The organism is Yersinia sp. Marseille-Q3913 (genome assembly GCF_963892745.1).
GTDB classification, from domain to species: domain Bacteria; phylum Pseudomonadota; class Gammaproteobacteria; order Enterobacterales; family Enterobacteriaceae; genus Yersinia; species Yersinia bercovieri.
Genome location: NZ_CAWQAF010000005.1, coordinates 1 through 16,999, shown reverse-complemented (window position 1 = coordinate 16,999; position 16,999 = coordinate 1). Strand labels below are relative to the sequence as shown.

The following is a 16,999-nucleotide window of genomic DNA, read 5'->3' as shown; positions in this document are numbered from 1 at the left end:
ATGCCGCTAAGAACACTGTTATTTAAGCCATTTTCATTAAAGCCTACACTGCTGTCACCGCTAATAACAGCCACTATAGAAACATCATTAAATAGTGTGCTATTTCGCGATAAGAGCATGAAAGCTGCGCGTTTACGTTTGGCGGGGAAGGTCTTGCGTATCGAGTTACGTGAGATGAGTTTCCCTTTGCTACTCATCTTCAGCGAACGGCAGGTGGATGTTTTAAGCCAATGGGATGGTGATGCGGATTGCATAGTAAAAACGGAAGTTGCTGTGTTGGCAAAACTGCGTGACCGGCAGCAACTTTCACCTTTAATGCGCAGTGGTGAGCTGATCGTCGAAGGTGACATTCAGGTAGTTCAACAACTTGTTGCTCTTTTGGATCTCGCAGAGTGGGATCCCGCGGAATGGTTAGCACCCTATATCGGTGATATTGCGGCAGAAACTATTGGGCAGGTGGTACATAAGAGCCACTATGTTCTTCGTGAACAATTGCGACAGCAGCAACACTATCTGGCTGAAGCCATCACTGAAGAATGGAAGATGGCTCCAGCACCACTGGAAGTGGTGTGGTTTAATGAAGAGGTTGACGCTATTGCCCGAGAGACTGAGGCTTTGAGTGCCAGATTGGCAACCATGGAGACAAAACAATGACGCCAGGAGAACTTCGGCGCCTGTATCTAATTATTCGGGTTTTTTTGAGTTACGGGCTGGATGAATTAATCCCGAAGATACGTTTGACGCTACCACTGCGTATTGGTCGTTATCTGTTTTTCTGGCTGCCAAATCGGCATAAAGAGATGCCATTAGGTGAGCGTCTGCGCCTTGCCTTGCAAGAATTAGGGCCAGTCTGGATCAAATTTGGTCAGATGATGTCCACCCGCCGTGATCTTTTCCCACCGACAATAGCCGATCAACTTGCGATGTTACAGGATCGGGTTGCTCCATTTGATGGTGCACTCGCAAGAAAGCACATCGAAATAGCGATGGGCGGACCTTTAGAAACATGGTTTGACGACTTTGACCAGCAAGCGCTAGCTTCAGCATCTATTGCTCAAGTACACACCGCGCGCTTAAAGCATAACGGTCAGGAAGTGGTGCTCAAAGTTATTCGCCCTGATATTTTGCCGATTATCAAAGCAGATGTGCGCTTGATGTACCGTTTGGCGGGTTGGGTCCCCAAACTGCTACCTGATGGACGTAGACTACGTCCACGGGAAGTGGTGCGTGAATATGAAAAAACACTGCTTGATGAGCTAAACCTGCTGCGTGAAGCAGCTAATGCCATTCAATTGCGTCGTAATTTTGAAAACAGCCCCATGCTCTATATTCCAGAGGTATATTCCGACTATTGCTGGGAAAGTGTCTTGGTGATGGAGCGGATTTACGGCATCCCAGTATCTGATATTGCCGCTTTGGAAGCTCAAGGCACAAATATGAAACTGCTGGCTGAGCGCGGGGTTCAAGTCTTCTTCACTCAGGTTTTTCGCGACAGTTTTTTCCATGCAGATATGCATCCAGGGAATATTTTTGTCAGTTATGAGCATCCCCATGATCCGCTTTATATTGGTATTGACTGTGGTATTGTCGGTTCGCTAAACAAAGCGGATAAGCGCTATCTTGCTGAAAACTTTATTGCTTTCTTTAACCGCGACTACCGGCGGGTTGCCGAACTGCATGTCGATTCTGGTTGGGTTCCCCGTGACACTAATGTAGAAGATTTTGAGTTTGCTATTCGTACTGTTTGCGAACCTATTTTCGAAAAACCACTGGCAGAGATATCATTCGGGCATGTGCTGTTGAACCTCTTTAATACCGCGCGCCGCTTTAATATGGAAGTGCAGCCACAACTCGTGCTGCTGCAGAAAACCTTGTTATATGTCGAAGGGTTAGGGCGTCAGCTATACCCTCAGCTTGATCTCTGGACGACGGCCAAACCTTTTCTTGAAAGTTGGCTACGGGATCAGGTCGGTCTGCCCGCAGTGATCCGTGCATTGAAAGAAAAGGCCCCATTCTGGGCTGAAAAATTTCCTGAATTGCCAGAACTGGTTTACGACAGCTTACAGCAGCATAAATTATTACAACAAAGTGTGGATAAGCTCACTATACAGATACAAGGCCAGCAACAACGTCAGGGGCAGTCACGGTATTTGTTTGGTGTTGGCGCTACACTGTTAGTGAGCGGTACTATTTTATTCTTAGCCAGTGAAATGGAAATCTCTATAGGATTCATTACGGTAGGCATATTAGCTTGGTTTATTGGTTGGCGACGTACTCGTTAAGATATTTATCGCTCAGAGTGCCAGATTATGGGCTAGTTCAAAGTACGGTAAGTTAGATTAGTATTCACAAAAGCTATATAACGTATAATATGGTTTTCTGTGGAATAACCCCTGTAAATAGAGGTATATGTAATGGGTGGTATAAGCATTTGGCAGTTATTAATCATTGCCGTGATCGTCGTTCTGCTGTTTGGTACAAACAAACTGCGGACTTTAGGGTCAGATCTGGGTGCATCTATCAAAGGCTTTAAAAAGGCCATTGGTGATGATCCACAAACCCCGCCAACGAATGCTGACAAAACCAGCAATGATGCTGATTTTGCAAAATCGATTACTGAAAAACAGCAGCCGGTAGTCAAAGCTGAAGAAACTAAGAGTCACGACAAAGAGCAGGGATAAGCTGTGTTTGACATTGGGTTTAGTGAACTGTTGCTGGTTCTTGTCATCGGCCTGGTAGTCCTTGGGCCGGAACGGTTACCTGTGGCTGTCAGAACCGTCTCGAGCTGGATTCGTACATTGCGTTCACTTGCAGCAACAGTGCAAAACGAATTGGCGCAAGAGCTTAAGGTACAAGAGTTACAAGATAGCTTAAAGAAAGTAGAACAGGCTGGCTTGCAAAATCTGACACCTGAGCTGAAAGCTTCAATGGATGAACTCAAAGAGGCCGCTGAAGCGCTGAAACGCTCTTATCAGTCTGACACTAGCTCGGAGGCGCCGCATACGATCCATAATCCATTGGTGACTGAGCCTGAAGCCATTCATGATGGAGTTACACCGGCTGAGTCAGCAACCCAAACTTCGGCGTCACCGCAAGTGCCGGAGATGAGTGATGCGAGCACGCTGGTAGAGACTAAGCTTGCGGAGACTGCACCTGATAGCGTTGAGAAACCTGTTATTCCGGTTGAGGAATTTACTAAGCCCATCCCCTCTGTCGGTGGGGAGCCTGTGCCTGTTACAAAAACATCCGTAGCCAAGGCACACACTGCCATAATTGACTCCCATAGCACTGACTCACTCAGTGCTGACCAACCTCGAACTCACCAATCTGGCGGCGATCGGTAAACATGGCTGTTGATGATACCCAACCCCTTATCACGCATTTGATAGAACTGCGTAAGCGGCTATTGAATTGCATAATCACTGTTCTAGTGGTTTTTCTGGTATTGGTCTTTTTTGCCAATGATATTTATCAACTGGTATCGGCACCGCTGATCAAACAGATGCCTGTGGGTGCCAGTATGATTGCAACAAATGTTGCATCGCCTTTCTTTACCCCGATTAAATTGACGATGATGGTCTCGGTATTTGTCTCAGCTCCGATGATCCTTTATCAGGTTTGGGCATTTATTGCCCCTGCGTTGTATAAACATGAACGTCGTTTGATGGTTCCACTGTTAATATCCAGCAGCTTTTTATTTTATCTAGGTATGGCGTTTGCTTACTTTGTTGTTTTTCCGTTAGCCTTTGGTTTTTTTGCCAAAACATCACCGGAAAACGTGTTATTCGCACCAGATATCACTACGTATCTTGATTTTGTCATGACGCTTTTTATGGCCTTTGGTATCTCTTTTGAAGTCCCAATTGCGATAATTCTCTTGTGCTGGACAGGGATAACAACACCTGAGGCATTGAAGAAAAAACGCCCTTATGTGTTTGTCGGTGCTTTTGTTGTCGGCATGCTTCTTACCCCCCCAGATGTGGTATCACAGACATTATTGGCAATTCCGATGTATCTGTTATTTGAAGTCGGTGTGTTCTTTGCCCGTTTTTATACCGGTAAACAACGCCGTACAGATATAGAGGAAGAGGATGAAGAAGCTGATAACCATCCGAAAGTACCCTAAATCGATACCTTGATGTTTTAGCCGCCCTTTGGGGTGGCTTCTGTTTTGGAACGCTCATGTTTGATATTGGTGTGAATTTAACAAGTTCACAATTTGCAAAAGATCACTCACAGGTCGTTGCTCGCGCAAAAGATTCCGGGGTTACCGGTATTCTTATCACGGGTACTGATGCTGGCGAAAGTCAGGCCGCACTTGAGCTTGCTATCGCTAACCCAGGATATTGCTGGTCAACAGCCGGTGTTCATCCTCATCAAGCTAGCACTTGGCAAAACCATGTTGAACAGCAAATTAGAACTTTAGCCACCAATGTATCTGTAGTAGCTATTGGTGAGTGTGGATTAGATTTTAACCGCAACTTCTCCACCCCAATAGAGCAAGAAATTGCATTTACCGCCCAATTGGCGCTGGCTGCCGAGCTTTCTATGCCGGTATTTTTACATTGCCGTGATGCCCACGAACGTTTCATTACGCTACTTTCGCCCTGGCTAGACAAGATCCCCGCAGCCGTTGTGCATTGCTTTACCGGCACTGCTGATGAATTGGATTCCTGTCTGGCCTTGGGCTTATCTATTGGTATTACCGGGTGGGTTTGCGATGAACGCCGTGGCCTTGAACTGAGATCTCTGCTGTCACGCATTCCGGCGCAACAGCTGTTACTAGAAACAGATGCTCCCTATTTATTGCCAAGGGATATACATCCTAAACCTGCATCCCGTCGCAATGAACCCTGCTTTCTGCCCCATATCGTCCAGCAGGTTGCTGCCTGGCGACAAGAAGACCCTCAATGGCTAGGGCAGAAAACTGATGAAAACGCCCGCCGGATTTTCCGGTTGGTTTGAGTTAGGAGAACAATATGAGCTATGCATTCCCAGGCACCTTTCCTGGCCGCCGTATGCGCCGTGTGCGCCGTCATGATTTCAGTCGTCGCCTGGTTGCTGAAAATCAGCTGACAGTTAATGATCTGATCTATCCGGTGTTTGTCATGGAGGGATCTAACCAGCAACAGGCCGTTTCATCTATGCCGGGCGTCTCGCGTATGACGATCGATCTGTTGGTGAAAGAAGCTGAGGCAATTGCCAGGCTGGGTGTCCCGGTCATATCGTTATTTCCTGTCATTGAGTCCGGTGCAAAATCACTGCTCGCGGAAGAGGCTTATAACCCGAATGGCCTGGTACAACGCACGGTGCGCGCGCTTAAAGACGCAGTACCAGAATTAGGTATTCTTACCGATGTCGCTCTCGATCCCTACACAACCCATGGTCAAGATGGTGTGATTGATACTGATGGCTATGTCATTAATGATATTACGAAAGAGATTTTAGTCCGTCAGGCATTGTCACATGCTGAAGCTGGCGCTGAGATTATTGCTCCGAGCGATATGATGGATGGCCGTATCGGTGCTATTCGCGATCAGTTGGAACTACAAGGTTTGGTAAATACACAAATCATGGCGTATTCAGCAAAATATGCCTCTTGTTACTATGGCCCATTCCGCGACGCAATTGGCTCCAGTAGTAATTTGAAAGGTGGCAATAAAAAAACCTATCAAATGGACCCTGCTAACAGTGATGAAGCTTTGCAAGAGATAGCGCAGGACTTGCAGGAAGGGGCTGATATGGTGATGGTGAAACCTGGAATGCCCTATCTGGATGTGGTGCGTCGGGTGAAAGAGACTTTCGGCGTGCCGACCTTTGCCTATCAAGTCTCGGGTGAATATGCCATGCACATGGCTGCAATTCAGAATGGTTGGCTGCAAGAAAAGCCCACTGTGATGGAGTCACTATTATGCTTTAAACGTGCGGGTGCAGATGGGGTATTAACCTATTTCGCGAAGCAGGTAGCACAATGGCTACATGACGACCAAATGCAGCGTTAATATCTCTGGTATGACTCATTTGGTATAAATTAAGAAGGTAGGTACAAATGTACCTACCTGGAATATGGTTTGTATTATGCTAAACAGCAATATTATTGCTTTTCGAACTGGCGATTTTCCAGACTCTGTATCACTTGGCTATTTAGCATATTCAGTAACAGCATTGACCGCGCTTCACCATCAGGTTCAGTATAAATCGCCTGTAATCCGGCAAAAACACCCTCAGTAATCGTCACAATATCACCAGGAAGAGGTACTTCTGGCGCAATGATTTTGTCCGTTGTATGGGACTGCATCTCGGTAATAACGATGTCTGGTATTACCGCAGGTTGTGCACCAAAACGGACAAAGTGGCTTACACCGCGAGTTGCACTGATGGTCGTGGTATGAATATCCTCTGCATCGAACGCCACAAACAGATAGTTGGGGAATAAAGGCTCCGTCACCTCAGTACGCTTCCCGCGAACTATTTTTTCGATAATCACTAACGGTGTCCAACAGTTCACTGCTTGCCGCTCTAAATGCTCTTTGGCGCGCAAAAGTTGGCCACGTTTACAATATAATAAATGCCAATGTTTCATAATGTCACATGCCTTTGTGATCCTATCTGGCAGCATAGCAAAAGTGGGAGAATATATATAGTGAGGAAGAAATCATCACTTTGGATATATAGTTTGTTATACAAAGGTTTAATCTATCTTATATCGATATAATGATGCTTATATTGGTGATAATTAGTAGCACCTTGCCGCCGGCTATTTTTTGAGTCAGGCGGTGCTCATTTTTAACAAAAAGACAGCAACTACTATAAAGACAGCCTATAATGGCGCATCACCTAGCCGCCGAAATGATCAGCATGAAATACCGTGACTTACGTGACTTCCTCTCGTTGCTGGAACAGAGGGGCGAACTTAAACGTATTAGCCAGCCTATTGACCCCTATTTGGAAATGACAGAAATTGCCGATCGCACCTTGCGTGCCGGTGGGCCTGCTCTGCTTTTTGAGAATCCGAAGGGATATGACATGCCCGTGCTATGCAACCTGTTTGGTACGGCCAAACGCGTGGCAATGGGGATGGGGCAAGAAGATGTCAGTGCACTGCGAGATGTCGGCAAGCTGTTAGCTTTCCTAAAAGAGCCTGATCCGCCGAAAGGTTTTCGTGATCTATTCGATAAACTGCCGAAATTTAAGCAGGTATTGAATATGCCGACGAAATGCTTAAGCTCGGCCCCGTGTCAGGAGCAAATCTGGCAGGGTGATGATGTCGATCTAAGCCGAATTCCCGTGATGCACTGTTGGCCAGAAGATGCCGCACCTCTCGTGTCTTGGGGGCTGACTGTCACTCGAGGCCCGCATAAAGAGCGCCAGAATCTGGGCATCTATCGCCAACAAGTGCTGGGCAAAAACAAATTAATTATGCGTTGGTTATCCCACCGTGGTGGTGCTTTGGATTACCAGGAGTGGTGCGAAGCACATCCCGGTGAGCGCTTCCCCGTAGCTGTTGCTCTGGGGGCCGATCCTGCGACTATTTTGGCCGCAGTCACGCCAGTTCCTGACACTCTGTCTGAATATGCTTTTGCCGGTCTATTACGTGGGCATAAAACGGAAGTTGTGAAGTGTATTTCCAACTCACTTGAAGTTCCTGCAAGTGCAGAAATTGTATTGGAAGGATATATTGAGCAGGGTGATATGGCTCCGGAAGGTCCTTATGGCGACCACACCGGTTATTACAATGAAATAGACAGTTTCCCTGTCTTTACCGTCACACATATTACTCAGCGTAAAGACGCGATTTATCATTCAACCTATACTGGCCGCCCGCCGGATGAACCTGCGGTGATGGGGGTTGCGCTGAATGAGGTGTTTGTTCCTATTTTGCAAAAACAGTTCCCAGAAATTGTTGATTTCTATCTGCCGCCAGAAGGGTGTTCATACCGACTGGCGGTAGTAACTATCAAGAAACAGTATGCAGGCCATGCTAAACGCGTGATGATGGGCGTGTGGTCATTTTTACGCCAGTTTATGTATACAAAATTTGTTATTGTTTGTGATGATGATATTAATGCACGTGATTGGAATGATGTCATTTGGGCGATTACGACTCGAATGGACCCATCCCGCGATACGGTGTTGATTGAAAATACGCCAATAGACTATTTGGATTTCGCCTCACCGGTTTCCGGTTTAGGATCGAAAATGGGGCTGGATGCCACCAACAAATGGTCAGCTGAGACCCCGCGTGAATGGGGGCGTCCAATTAAAATGGATGAAGACGTCCGTGCTCGCGTTGATGCTATTTGGGACGAACTCGCCATTTTCAGTGACAATGAGACCAAACGCTAACCGGCGTTAGATTTTGTCCTTAGTTTTGCATTTGATGACCCGACAGAGGGAAGGCATGACAACTTTAAGCTGTAAAGTAACCTCCGTAGAGGCCATTACCGATACGGTGTACCGGGTGCAATTGGTGCCTGCATCTGCGTTTTCTTTCCGTGCTGGGCAGTATTTGATGGTAGTCATGGACGAGCGTGATAAACGGCCATTTTCTATGGCATCCACGCCGTTGCAGCAAGATTTCATTGAGTTGCATATCGGTGCTTCGGAACTGAATCTGTATGCTATGGCCGTGATGGACCGGATCTTGAAAGAGAAAACCTTGGATGTGGATATCCCGCATGGTGAAGCATGGTTCCGCGAGGGGAGTCACCGCCCGTTAGTGCTGATTGCTGGCGGCACAGGTTTTTCCTATGCGCGTTCAATTTTGTTGGCCGCGTTAGCAGAGCAGCCTGACCGTGAAGTGTCTATCTATTGGGGTGGGCGCGAAGCTGTGCATCTCTATGACCTAAGTGAACTGGAAGCGCTATCAATTCAGTACCCACAGTTGAAAGTTATTCCTGTCGTGGAGCAGCCGGAAGAGGGCTGGCGTGGTCGAACCGGAACAGTACTGAGTGCGGTACTGCAAGATTACGGCTCTCTTGCTGAGCAAGATATCTATATCGCCGGCCGTTTTGAAATGGCGAAGATTGCTCGTGAACGTTTCTGTGCTGAACGTGGCGCGCAGGAAGCCCATATCTTTGGTGATGCGTTTGCCTTTATCTGAGTAAAAAACAGTTAAAAAAAACCCGCCCCTGACAGGCGGGAAAACGGCAACTAAACACCAGGTAGAGCGGTTATTAGGGCCTGTATTCAGGCCCTTAATGTTTTTCAGATAAATATGTTCGGAAGTTAAACGCGCTCAAAGATGGTCGCGATGCCCTGACCTAAGCCGATGCACATGGTGGCCAGACCGAATTGCACGTCACGGCGCTCCATCAGATTGAGCAACGTGGTAGAAATACGCGTCCCTGAGCAACCCAATGGGTGGCCTAATGCAATGGCTCCACCATTGAGGTTCACTTTGTCATCCATACTCTCCAGCAAACCCAACCCCTTCAGACAAGCCAGCGACTGAGCGGCAAAAGCTTCATTTAATTCAAATAATCCAATATCTTCCAGCTTTAGTCCGGCACGTTTTAATGCCAGTTGGCTTGCGGGCACTGGGCCATAACCCATAATGGATGGATCACAACCCACCACCGCCATAGAGCGAATACGTGCGCGGGGTGTTAAACCCAATGATTTTGCTCGGGATTCGCTCATAATCAGCATGGCAGATGCGCCATCGGAAAGTGCTGATGATGTGCCCGCCGTCACTGTGCCATTTACCGGATCAAAGGCAGGGCGCAGAGCAGCCAGACCTGCCAGATGGGTTTCAGGGCGAATAACTTCATCAAAATCAAAACGTTTCAATATGCCATCGGCATCATGCCCATTGGTGGCGACAATCTCATTGGCGAAATGACCAGCTTGAGTGGCGGCATAGGCGCGTTGATGAGAGCGGACTGCAAACTCATCTTGTGATTGGCGGCTAATATTATGAATTTTTGCCAACATTTCTGCGGTCAAGCCCATCATACCGGCGGCTTTAGCGACGGTACGGCCCATGCCCGGATGGAAATCCACGCCGTGATTCATAGGGACGTGACCCATATGTTCCACGCCGCCAATCAAACTCACTTGTGCATCACCCACCATGATAGCTCTGGCACCATCATGCAAAGCTTGCATTGATGAACCACACAAGCGGTTAACGGTGACAGCCGGTACGCTGTGCGGGATCTCTGCCAGTAAAGAGGCATTGCGGGCGATGTTGAAACCCTGCTCCAGCGTTTGCTGCACACAACCCCAATAGATATCGTCGATTTCTGCGGCATTCAGCCCTGGATTGCGGCTCAACACTTCTCGCATTAAGTGAGCGGAGAGATCTTCAGCCCGCACCTGGCGGAACGCGCCCCCTTTCGAGCGGCCCATTGGCGTGCGGACGGCATCAATAATGACTACATTTTCCATGTTTTCAGACCTCATGCCGGTTGATTGGTAGAAACATCAAGCAGCGCTGCTGCCACAGGATAATAGCTTTCGTTATGTTCAGCTTTGGCTCTCAGCCCCGCAGGGACGTGATACAACGCGCCAAGATGGGCGTAACGCTGCGCCATTTCGACATAATTGGCGCTACCGAGGGTATCGAGATAACGGAAGATACCTCCATGGAATGGCGGGAAACCAAGGCCATAAACCAACGCGATATCCCCTTCGGCCGGGCTGGCAATAATGCCCTCTTCCAGACAGCGCACCACTTCATTGATCATTGGGATCATGGTGCGGGCGATAATATCCTCATCGCTGAATTTCTGAGCAGGCTGACTGATGGCTGCCAACAAGGTATCCACCTGCTCGTCATTTTCTTTACGCGGTTTGCCCTTTGCATCCTGCGTATAACGGTAGAAACCCTGGCCGTTCTTCTGACCAAAACGCTGGTTATCGAACATTACGTCCACTGCATCGCGATAATCTTTATTCATCCGATCAGGGAAACCTACCGCCATCACGGCTTGCGCATGGTGCGCGGTATCAATGCCCACCACATCTAACAGATAAGCTGGGCCCATCGGCCAGCCGAACTGTTTTTCCATCACTTTATCAATCTGGCGGAAGTTGCCGCCGTCTCTGACTAACATGCCAAACCCAGCCAAATACGGGAACAATACGCGGTTAACGAAGAAACCTGGGCAATCATTAACCACAATTGGGGTTTTACCCATTTGCGTGGCATATGCCACTACGGCAGCGATAGTTTTATCTGAGGTTTTCGCACCACGAATAATTTCAACTAACGGCATCCGATGAACTGGGTTAAAGAAGTGCATACCGCAGAAGTTTTCTGGGCGCTGAAGGGATTTCGCCAATTGATCGATCGGGATCGTCGAGGTGTTAGAGGCTAAAACAGCGCCTCCATCTATCAGCGCTTCAACCTCAGCCAGCACGGCGGCTTTAATTTTCGGATTTTCCACCACCGCTTCCACGATGAGTTGGGCGCGTTCGATGCCGGTGTAATCCAAGGTTGGCTGGATGGTCGCCAAAATATTCGCCATTTTTAAGCCATCGATTTTGCCGCGTTCCAGCTGCTTATTCAGTAGCTTAGCCGCCTCATTCATCCCAATGGTCAGGGATTTGTCATTAATATCCTTCATAATGACTGGTACACCTCTCAATGCCGACTGATAGGCAATCCCACCGCCCATAATCCCGGCACCTAATACTGCGGCCTGTTTTGGCGCATCGACACCTTTAGACAGTTTTTTCGCCTGTCCTTTAACATATTGATCGTTTAGGAAAATACCGACCAAAGCACGGGCTTCGTTGGAACCTGCCAATGGCACAAAACTATTGGTTTCCAGCTTTAGCGCTTCGGTGCGACCAAATTTTGCCGCAGCTTCGATGGTTTTTACCGCAGTCAGTGGGGCTGGATAGTGTTTCCCAGCCACTTGCATAACCATACCTTTGGCAATGGTGAAGCACATAGCGGCTTCCGTTGGGTTCAGTTTCAACGGTTCCAGTTTCGGGCGGCGCGCGGCTTGCCAGTCGAGCTTGCCATCAATAGCCAGCTTCAGCATGACCAACGCCGCTTCCGTCAGTTTTTCGGCGGCGACAACGGCATCAACCAGCCCAACTTTTAAGGCATCTTTGGCAATAATATCTTTGCCAGCGGCGATAATTTCCAGCGCACTGTCCGCACCTAATAAGCGCGGCAAACGCACCGACCCGCCAAAGCCCGGCATGATGCCCAACTTGGTTTCTGGCAGGCCGATTCGGGTTTCCGGGGAGGCAACACGGAAATCAGTGGCGAGAATACATTCACATCCGCCACCCAAAGCGTATCCATTGATTGCAGAAATGGTCGGCACCGGTAAGTCTTCCAGGCGATTGAAAATATCATTCGCGAAAACCAGCCATTGATGCAGTTTTTCTGGTGGGGCATTAAACAGAGACAGGAACTCGGTAATATCAGCACCGACGATAAAAGCCGCTTTAGCAGAACGAAGCAGCAACCCTTTGAGTTCACTTTGTTTTTCCAATACAGCCAGGGCTTCACCCAAATTGGCTACGGTTTTGGTATCCAGCTTATTAACTGAACCCGGTGCATCAAACACCAACTCGGCAATGCCGTCTTCTAGCCAGTGAAGCTGTAATGTTTCGCTTTGGTAGAGCATATCTATCTCCTGAATAAGCGCATGTGATCTGGTATGACCAGATATTCAGGAAGTGTGGATATTTTGTTAATAAATTGCAAATAAGAGATTGATTTTTTGCAGTGAAGATCACAGTCAATCAGATGGGATAATTGATTTTCATCAATTTTATTCGAGGCATATCGAGGGGTTGAAAAACGAGTTTATTGCCTGCTTGCGAGTGGGCTGCCACGTCAGTTATTTTGGATATCGTTGTTATCACGTCATGGAATGAGTGTCGGGGAAACATGGCCTCGGTGACTATGATAAGATTAAAAAAATTAAGTTCTAATAGCGAAGGGTACTGTGATGGAAACGCTGGCTTCTTTATATAACGAACACTTATCCACCCTACAACAGCGCACCCGTGATGTGCTGGAGCGTCACCAGTTAGATGCTTTACTGATTCACTCTGGTGAATTACAACGAATTTTCCTCGATGATCGTGACTATCCTTTTAAAGCCAATGCACAGTTCAAAGCTTGGGTGCCTGTCACTCAAGTACCAAACTGCTGGTTATGGGTCGATGGAGTCAATGCACCGAAGTTATGGTTTTACTCGCCAGTAGATTATTGGCACTGTGTTGAGCCATTGCCGGACAGCTTCTGGACGAAGGCCATTGATATCCAGCCGTTAACCAATGCGGATGACATCGCGCAGCAATTACCTGTGCAGCGTGAGCGAGTGGCCTACATTGGCTATGCCCAACAACGCGCTCAGGCATTGGGATTCAGTGCCGAAAATATCAATCCACAACCCGTACTGGATTACCTTCATTTCTACCGTTCGTATAAAACAGATTATGAACTGGCGTGCATGCGTGAAGCGCAAAAGACTGCAGTTGTTGGGCATCGTGCAGCCCATGAAGCCTTCCAGTCGGGTATGAGTGAGTTTGATATCAACCTGGCGTATCTGATGGCGACGGGTCATCGTGATACTGATGTACCTTACGATAATATCGTTGCGCTGAATGAACACTCGGCAGTACTTCACTACACCACGTTACAACATCAGCCTCCGGCAGAAATGCGTAGCTTCCTCATGGATGCGGGTGCTGAATATAACGGTTATGCTGCCGACCTGACCCGCACTTATGCCGCAGACAGTGACAGCGATTTTGCAGCATTAATCAAAGACCTGAATACCGAACAGCTCGAGCTGATCAAAACCATTAAAAGTGGTGAACGCTACACCGACTATCATGTTCAAATGCATCAGCGCATTGCCAAGCTGTTGCGCACTCATAATCTAGTCACGGGTATTAGCGAAGAGGCGATGGTCGAACAAGGCATTACCTGCCCATTCCTGCCACACGGGTTGGGGCATCCTCTTGGATTGCAAGTGCATGATACTGCTGGTTTTATGCAGGACGATAAAGGCACCCACCTCAGTGCGCCATCCAAGTATCCTTACCTGCGTTGTACCCGCATTCTGCAACCCCGCATGGTACTGACCATCGAACCTGGCCTGTACTTTATCGAGTCACTGTTGGCACCGTGGCGTACCGGGGAGTTCAGTAAGCATTTCAATTGGGAACGTATTGATGCGCTGAAGTCTTATGGTGGTATACGTATAGAAGACAATATTGTTATTCACGATAAGCGGGTTGAGAATATGACGCGTGATCTGAAATTAGCCTGATGCAACCTTATCTGATACCTGCCGCGTCGGTATCAATCAGCGAAGAGATCAAAAAAAGTCGTTTTATCACCTTACTGGCGCATACCTGTGGGGTGAATGAAGCGAAAGATTTCATTCAGCAGGTTAAGCAGCAGCACCCAACCGCCCGGCATCATTGCTGGGCTTTTGTTGCGGGCACGCCGACGGATTCACAGCAATTAGGTTTTTCCGATGATGGTGAGCCATCGGGTACTGCGGGTAAACCTATTCTAGCCCAGTTGATGGGCAGTGATATTGGCGAGATAACCGCGGTGGTTGTCCGCTATTATGGCGGCATTAAGCTGGGAACTGGCGGGCTGGTAAGGGCTTACGGCAGCGGCGTACAACAGGCGTTAAAACAGATTGAAGTAAAATATAAAGTCCCACAGGTAGAATATACTTTACAGTGTGACTACGCGCAGCTTGCCATGGTTGAAACGCTATTACAGCAGGTTGAAGGCCAGACTTTACGGAGTGAATACGCAGAACTCGTAACACTTTATCTCTCTTTGCCAGCAACTCAAGCCAGTCAGGTCGGGGATAAATTGCGTGATCTCAGTCGTGGTACGTTGCAATTGACGCCCATTTCGCAATAATCCCCATCCAAGTGAATTGCTAAGGAACGTGCCGGAATGCATTTTCGTGCCATAACCCGTATTGTTGGTCTGCTGGTCATCTTATTCTCCGGAACTATGTTTATCCCCGGACTAGTAGCCTTGATCTATCGTGATGGTGCTGGCCGAGCCTTCAGCGAAACCTTTTTTGTTGCCCTATCGATAGGTCTTTTGCTCTGGTTACCTAACCGAAAACAGAAACATGAGCTCAAGCCGCGTGAGGGCTTTCTTATCGTGGTACTTTTCTGGACGGTGCTGGGTAGCGTGGGGGCATTACCTTTCCTATTCTCAGAACGGCCAAATCTTTCACTCACCGATGCATTTTTTGAATCATTCTCTGGGCTAACGACCACCGGTGCGACCACCTTGGTGGGATTGGATTCACTGCCCAAAGCCATTCTATTCTATCGGCAAATGCTGCAATGGCTCGGTGGTATGGGGATCATTGTGTTGGCGGTGGCTATCCTGCCTATTTTGGGGGTGGGGGGAATGCAGCTCTACCGTGCAGAAATGCCCGGTCCGCTGAAAGATAATAAAATGCGGCCCCGAATCGCTGAAACAGCTAAAACACTCTGGCTCATCTATGTATTACTGACCATTGCCTGTGCGCTTTCTCTATGGGGTGCGGGGATGTCAGTGTTTGATGCCATCTCTCACAGCTTTTCTACTATAGCCATTGGTGGCTTCTCAACCCATGATGCCAGTATCGGCTATTTCAACAGCCCCACCATTAACACCATCATTGGCATTTTCTTGCTGATTTCTGGTTGTAACTTTGGTCTGCACTTTGCGGTTCTGAGTGGCCGCAGCTTGAAGGTTTATTGGCGCGATCCCGAATTCCGTATGTTTATCTTTGTACAATTGACTCTGGTTATCGTTTGTACCTTGGTACTCTGGCAACATAATGTGTACAAGTCGGGGATGGAAACCTTAAATCAGGCATTCTTCCAGGTGGTCTCCATGGCGACAACGGCGGGCTTCACGACAGACAGTATTTCTAAGTGGCCGCTGTTCCTCCCAATACTCTTATTATGTTCTGCTTTTATCGGTGGATGTGCAGGGTCGACTGGTGGCGGTTTGAAAGTTATCCGCATCCTGTTGCTCTACCTGCAAGGTTCGCGTGAACTAAAAAGGCTGGTCCACCCGAATGCGGTTTATACCATCAAACTGGGGCGGCGGGCATTGCCGGAACGGATACTGGAAGCGGTTTGGGGCTTCTTCTCAGCTTATGCACTGGTTTTCATCATCAGTATGTTAGCGATCATCGCCACTGGTGTTGATGAGTTTTCAGCCTTCGCCGCCGTCACTGCAACGCTAAATAACCTCGGGCCAGGCTTGGGAGTGGTCGCTGATAACTTCACCTCTATGAACCCGGCAGCTAAATGGATATTAGTGATAACTATGCTGTTTGGCCGATTGGAAGTCTTCACCTTGCTGGTTCTTTTCACCCCAACATTCTGGCGAGAGTAATTTTGCATAAGGAATATTGCTATGAACATACTGATACTCTTCTCTAGCCGAGATGGGCAAACACATGCAATTGCTTCTTATATAGCTAAGCAATTATCGGCGACGGCGACCTGTGAAATACAAGACCTATCTCAGGTTGGGCAAATCGACTTAAACCAATATCAACAAGTCATGATTGGCGCATCTGTGCGTTATGGGCATTTCAGTCCGGTATTGAGTAAATTCGTTAGCAAACACGTCGAACAGTTAAATCAAATGCCGAGTGCCTTCTTTGCGGTAAATCTGACTGCACGTAAGCCAGAAAAGCGTTCTCCACAAACGAATGCTTACGTGCGTAAGTTCTTACTGAGTACACCTTGGCAGCCCACGCTATGTACAGTATTTGCGGGTGCTCTGCGTTATCCCCGTTATCGCTGGATAGATCGGGTGATGATTCAACTGATTATGCGAATGACAGGCGGAGAAACCGATACGAGTAAAGAAGTTGAATATACCGATTGGCAACAAGTAAGCAGTTTTACTCAGGATTTCTCGGCACTACAGTACGAAAAATAGCAATACCGCTGGTTATCACAGCAAATAGTTGAAATAAAACACGGTTGAAAAGTTTTTTCACATTAGGGGTTGCAGCCTGTCAGGAACTCC

16 protein-coding genes are annotated in these 16,999 nt (G+C 47.9%); 13 read left to right on the top strand and 3 right to left on the bottom strand.

Features of this window, described 5'->3' with window-relative positions:
- The 7 genes from ubiJ (at position 1) to hemB (ending at position 6,002) form a co-directional block, all read left to right on the top strand.
- On the top strand, positions 1–654 hold the full coding sequence (gene ubiJ, locus AACW11_RS02530) for a ubiquinone biosynthesis protein UbiJ (RefSeq protein ID WP_212585824.1): 654 nt from the start codon (positions 1–3) through the stop codon (positions 652–654).
- Positions 651–2,282 (top strand): ubiquinone biosynthesis regulatory protein kinase UbiB, encoded by a 1,632-nt coding sequence (ubiB, locus tag AACW11_RS02525; RefSeq protein WP_212585823.1) that lies wholly within the window; start codon positions 651–653, stop codon positions 2,280–2,282. The genes ubiJ and ubiB overlap by 4 nt, the downstream gene beginning before the upstream one ends.
- A gap of 132 nt (positions 2,283–2,414) precedes the next feature.
- Complete coding sequence (gene tatA, locus AACW11_RS02520) at positions 2,415–2,681, top strand: Sec-independent protein translocase subunit TatA (protein WP_048618903.1); 267 nt, start codon at positions 2,415–2,417, stop codon at positions 2,679–2,681.
- Between the two features lie 3 nt (positions 2,682–2,684).
- Positions 2,685–3,344: a Sec-independent protein translocase protein TatB gene (gene tatB / locus AACW11_RS02515; protein ID WP_212585822.1), complete on the top strand. Its 660-nt coding sequence runs from the start codon at positions 2,685–2,687 to the stop codon at positions 3,342–3,344.
- Positions 3,345–3,346: 2 nt separating this feature from the next.
- Positions 3,347–4,126, top strand: a complete 780-nt coding sequence (gene tatC, locus AACW11_RS02510) for a Sec-independent protein translocase subunit TatC (RefSeq protein WP_212585821.1) — start codon at positions 3,347–3,349, stop codon at positions 4,124–4,126.
- A 56-nt stretch (positions 4,127–4,182) separates the two neighbouring features.
- Entirely contained in the window at positions 4,183–4,965 is a 783-nt protein-coding gene (tatD, locus tag AACW11_RS02505) for a 3'-5' ssDNA/RNA exonuclease TatD (RefSeq protein ID WP_212585820.1), read from the top strand.
- 14 nt (positions 4,966–4,979) lie between these two features.
- Positions 4,980–6,002 carry a porphobilinogen synthase gene (hemB, locus tag AACW11_RS02500; RefSeq protein WP_212585819.1) on the top strand — a complete coding sequence of 341 codons (1,023 nt, stop codon included), beginning with the start codon at positions 4,980–4,982 and terminating at the stop codon, positions 6,000–6,002.
- Between the two features lie 92 nt (positions 6,003–6,094).
- Here hemB and rfaH read toward each other — a convergent pair whose 3' ends face one another.
- Positions 6,095–6,583 carry a transcription/translation regulatory transformer protein RfaH gene (rfaH, locus tag AACW11_RS02495; protein ID WP_005274751.1) on the bottom strand — a complete coding sequence of 163 codons (489 nt, stop codon included), beginning with the start codon at positions 6,581–6,583 and terminating at the stop codon, positions 6,095–6,097.
- Between the two features lie 266 nt (positions 6,584–6,849).
- Here rfaH and ubiD point away from each other — a divergent pair, with 266 nt between their 5' ends.
- Positions 6,850–8,346, top strand: a complete 1,497-nt coding sequence (gene ubiD, locus AACW11_RS02490; protein WP_212585899.1) for a 4-hydroxy-3-polyprenylbenzoate decarboxylase — start codon at positions 6,850–6,852, stop codon at positions 8,344–8,346.
- Positions 8,347–8,401: 55 nt separating this feature from the next.
- A complete protein-coding gene (gene fre / locus AACW11_RS02485; protein ID WP_032814905.1) occupies positions 8,402–9,103 on the top strand; it encodes an NAD(P)H-flavin reductase in 702 nt (233 codons plus the stop codon).
- Between the two features lie 125 nt (positions 9,104–9,228).
- On the opposite strand, the gene fadA is transcribed toward fre, so the two are convergent.
- Positions 9,229–10,392, bottom strand: coding sequence for an acetyl-CoA C-acyltransferase FadA (gene fadA, locus AACW11_RS02480; RefSeq protein WP_212585818.1), 1,164 nt, complete (start codon positions 10,390–10,392; stop codon positions 9,229–9,231).
- Between the two features lie 11 nt (positions 10,393–10,403).
- Complete coding sequence (gene fadB, locus AACW11_RS02475) at positions 10,404–12,593, bottom strand: fatty acid oxidation complex subunit alpha FadB (protein WP_212585817.1); 2,190 nt, start codon at positions 12,591–12,593, stop codon at positions 10,404–10,406.
- 327 nt (positions 12,594–12,920) lie between these two features.
- On the opposite strand from fadB, the gene pepQ reads away from it, so the two are divergent.
- Genes pepQ through hemG form a run of 4 tightly spaced genes read left to right on the top strand, consistent with a single transcriptional unit; the run spans position 12,921 to position 16,909 of the window.
- Entirely contained in the window at positions 12,921–14,252 is a 1,332-nt protein-coding gene (gene pepQ / locus AACW11_RS02470; protein WP_212585816.1) for a Xaa-Pro dipeptidase, read from the top strand.
- Positions 14,252–14,866: an IMPACT family protein gene (locus tag AACW11_RS02465; protein WP_212585815.1), complete on the top strand. Its 615-nt coding sequence runs from the start codon at positions 14,252–14,254 to the stop codon at positions 14,864–14,866. The genes pepQ and AACW11_RS02465 overlap by 1 nt, the downstream gene beginning before the upstream one ends.
- A 36-nt stretch (positions 14,867–14,902) precedes the next feature.
- The gene (gene trkH / locus AACW11_RS02460) at positions 14,903–16,354 is read left to right on the top strand and encodes a Trk system potassium transporter TrkH (RefSeq protein ID WP_005274737.1); all 1,452 of its coding nucleotides are present in this window, start codon (positions 14,903–14,905) and stop codon (positions 16,352–16,354) included.
- Between the two features lie 21 nt (positions 16,355–16,375).
- Positions 16,376–16,909: a menaquinone-dependent protoporphyrinogen IX dehydrogenase gene (gene hemG, locus AACW11_RS02455; RefSeq protein WP_005274735.1), complete on the top strand. Its 534-nt coding sequence runs from the start codon at positions 16,376–16,378 to the stop codon at positions 16,907–16,909.
- Positions 16,910–16,999 lie beyond the last annotated feature (90 nt).

Excerpts from the sequence above, each read along its gene's own strand:
- ubiJ (WP_212585824.1), top strand. The coding sequence starts at position 1 with ATGCCGCTAAGAACACTGTTATTTAAGCCATTTTCATTAAAGCCTACA.
- ubiB (WP_212585823.1), top strand. The coding sequence starts at position 651 with ATGACGCCAGGAGAACTTCGGCGCCTGTATCTAATTATTCGGGTTTTT.
- tatA (WP_048618903.1), top strand. The coding sequence starts at position 2,415 with ATGGGTGGTATAAGCATTTGGCAGTTATTAATCATTGCCGTGATCGTC.
- tatC (WP_212585821.1), top strand. The coding sequence starts at position 3,347 with ATGGCTGTTGATGATACCCAACCCCTTATCACGCATTTGATAGAACTG.
- tatD (WP_212585820.1), top strand. The coding sequence starts at position 4,183 with ATGTTTGATATTGGTGTGAATTTAACAAGTTCACAATTTGCAAAAGAT.
- hemB (WP_212585819.1), top strand. The coding sequence starts at position 4,980 with ATGAGCTATGCATTCCCAGGCACCTTTCCTGGCCGCCGTATGCGCCGT.
- rfaH (WP_005274751.1), bottom strand. The coding sequence starts at position 6,583 with ATGAAACATTGGCATTTATTATATTGTAAACGTGGCCAACTTTTGCGC.
- ubiD (WP_212585899.1), top strand. The coding sequence starts at position 6,850 with ATGATCAGCATGAAATACCGTGACTTACGTGACTTCCTCTCGTTGCTG.
- fre (WP_032814905.1), top strand. The coding sequence starts at position 8,402 with ATGACAACTTTAAGCTGTAAAGTAACCTCCGTAGAGGCCATTACCGAT.
- fadA (WP_212585818.1), bottom strand. The coding sequence starts at position 10,392 with ATGGAAAATGTAGTCATTATTGATGCCGTCCGCACGCCAATGGGCCGC.
- fadB (WP_212585817.1), bottom strand. The coding sequence starts at position 12,593 with ATGCTCTACCAAAGCGAAACATTACAGCTTCACTGGCTAGAAGACGGC.
- pepQ (WP_212585816.1), top strand. The coding sequence starts at position 12,921 with ATGGAAACGCTGGCTTCTTTATATAACGAACACTTATCCACCCTACAA.
- AACW11_RS02465 (WP_212585815.1), top strand. The coding sequence starts at position 14,252 with ATGCAACCTTATCTGATACCTGCCGCGTCGGTATCAATCAGCGAAGAG.
- trkH (WP_005274737.1), top strand. The coding sequence starts at position 14,903 with ATGCATTTTCGTGCCATAACCCGTATTGTTGGTCTGCTGGTCATCTTA.
- hemG (WP_005274735.1), top strand. The coding sequence starts at position 16,376 with ATGAACATACTGATACTCTTCTCTAGCCGAGATGGGCAAACACATGCA.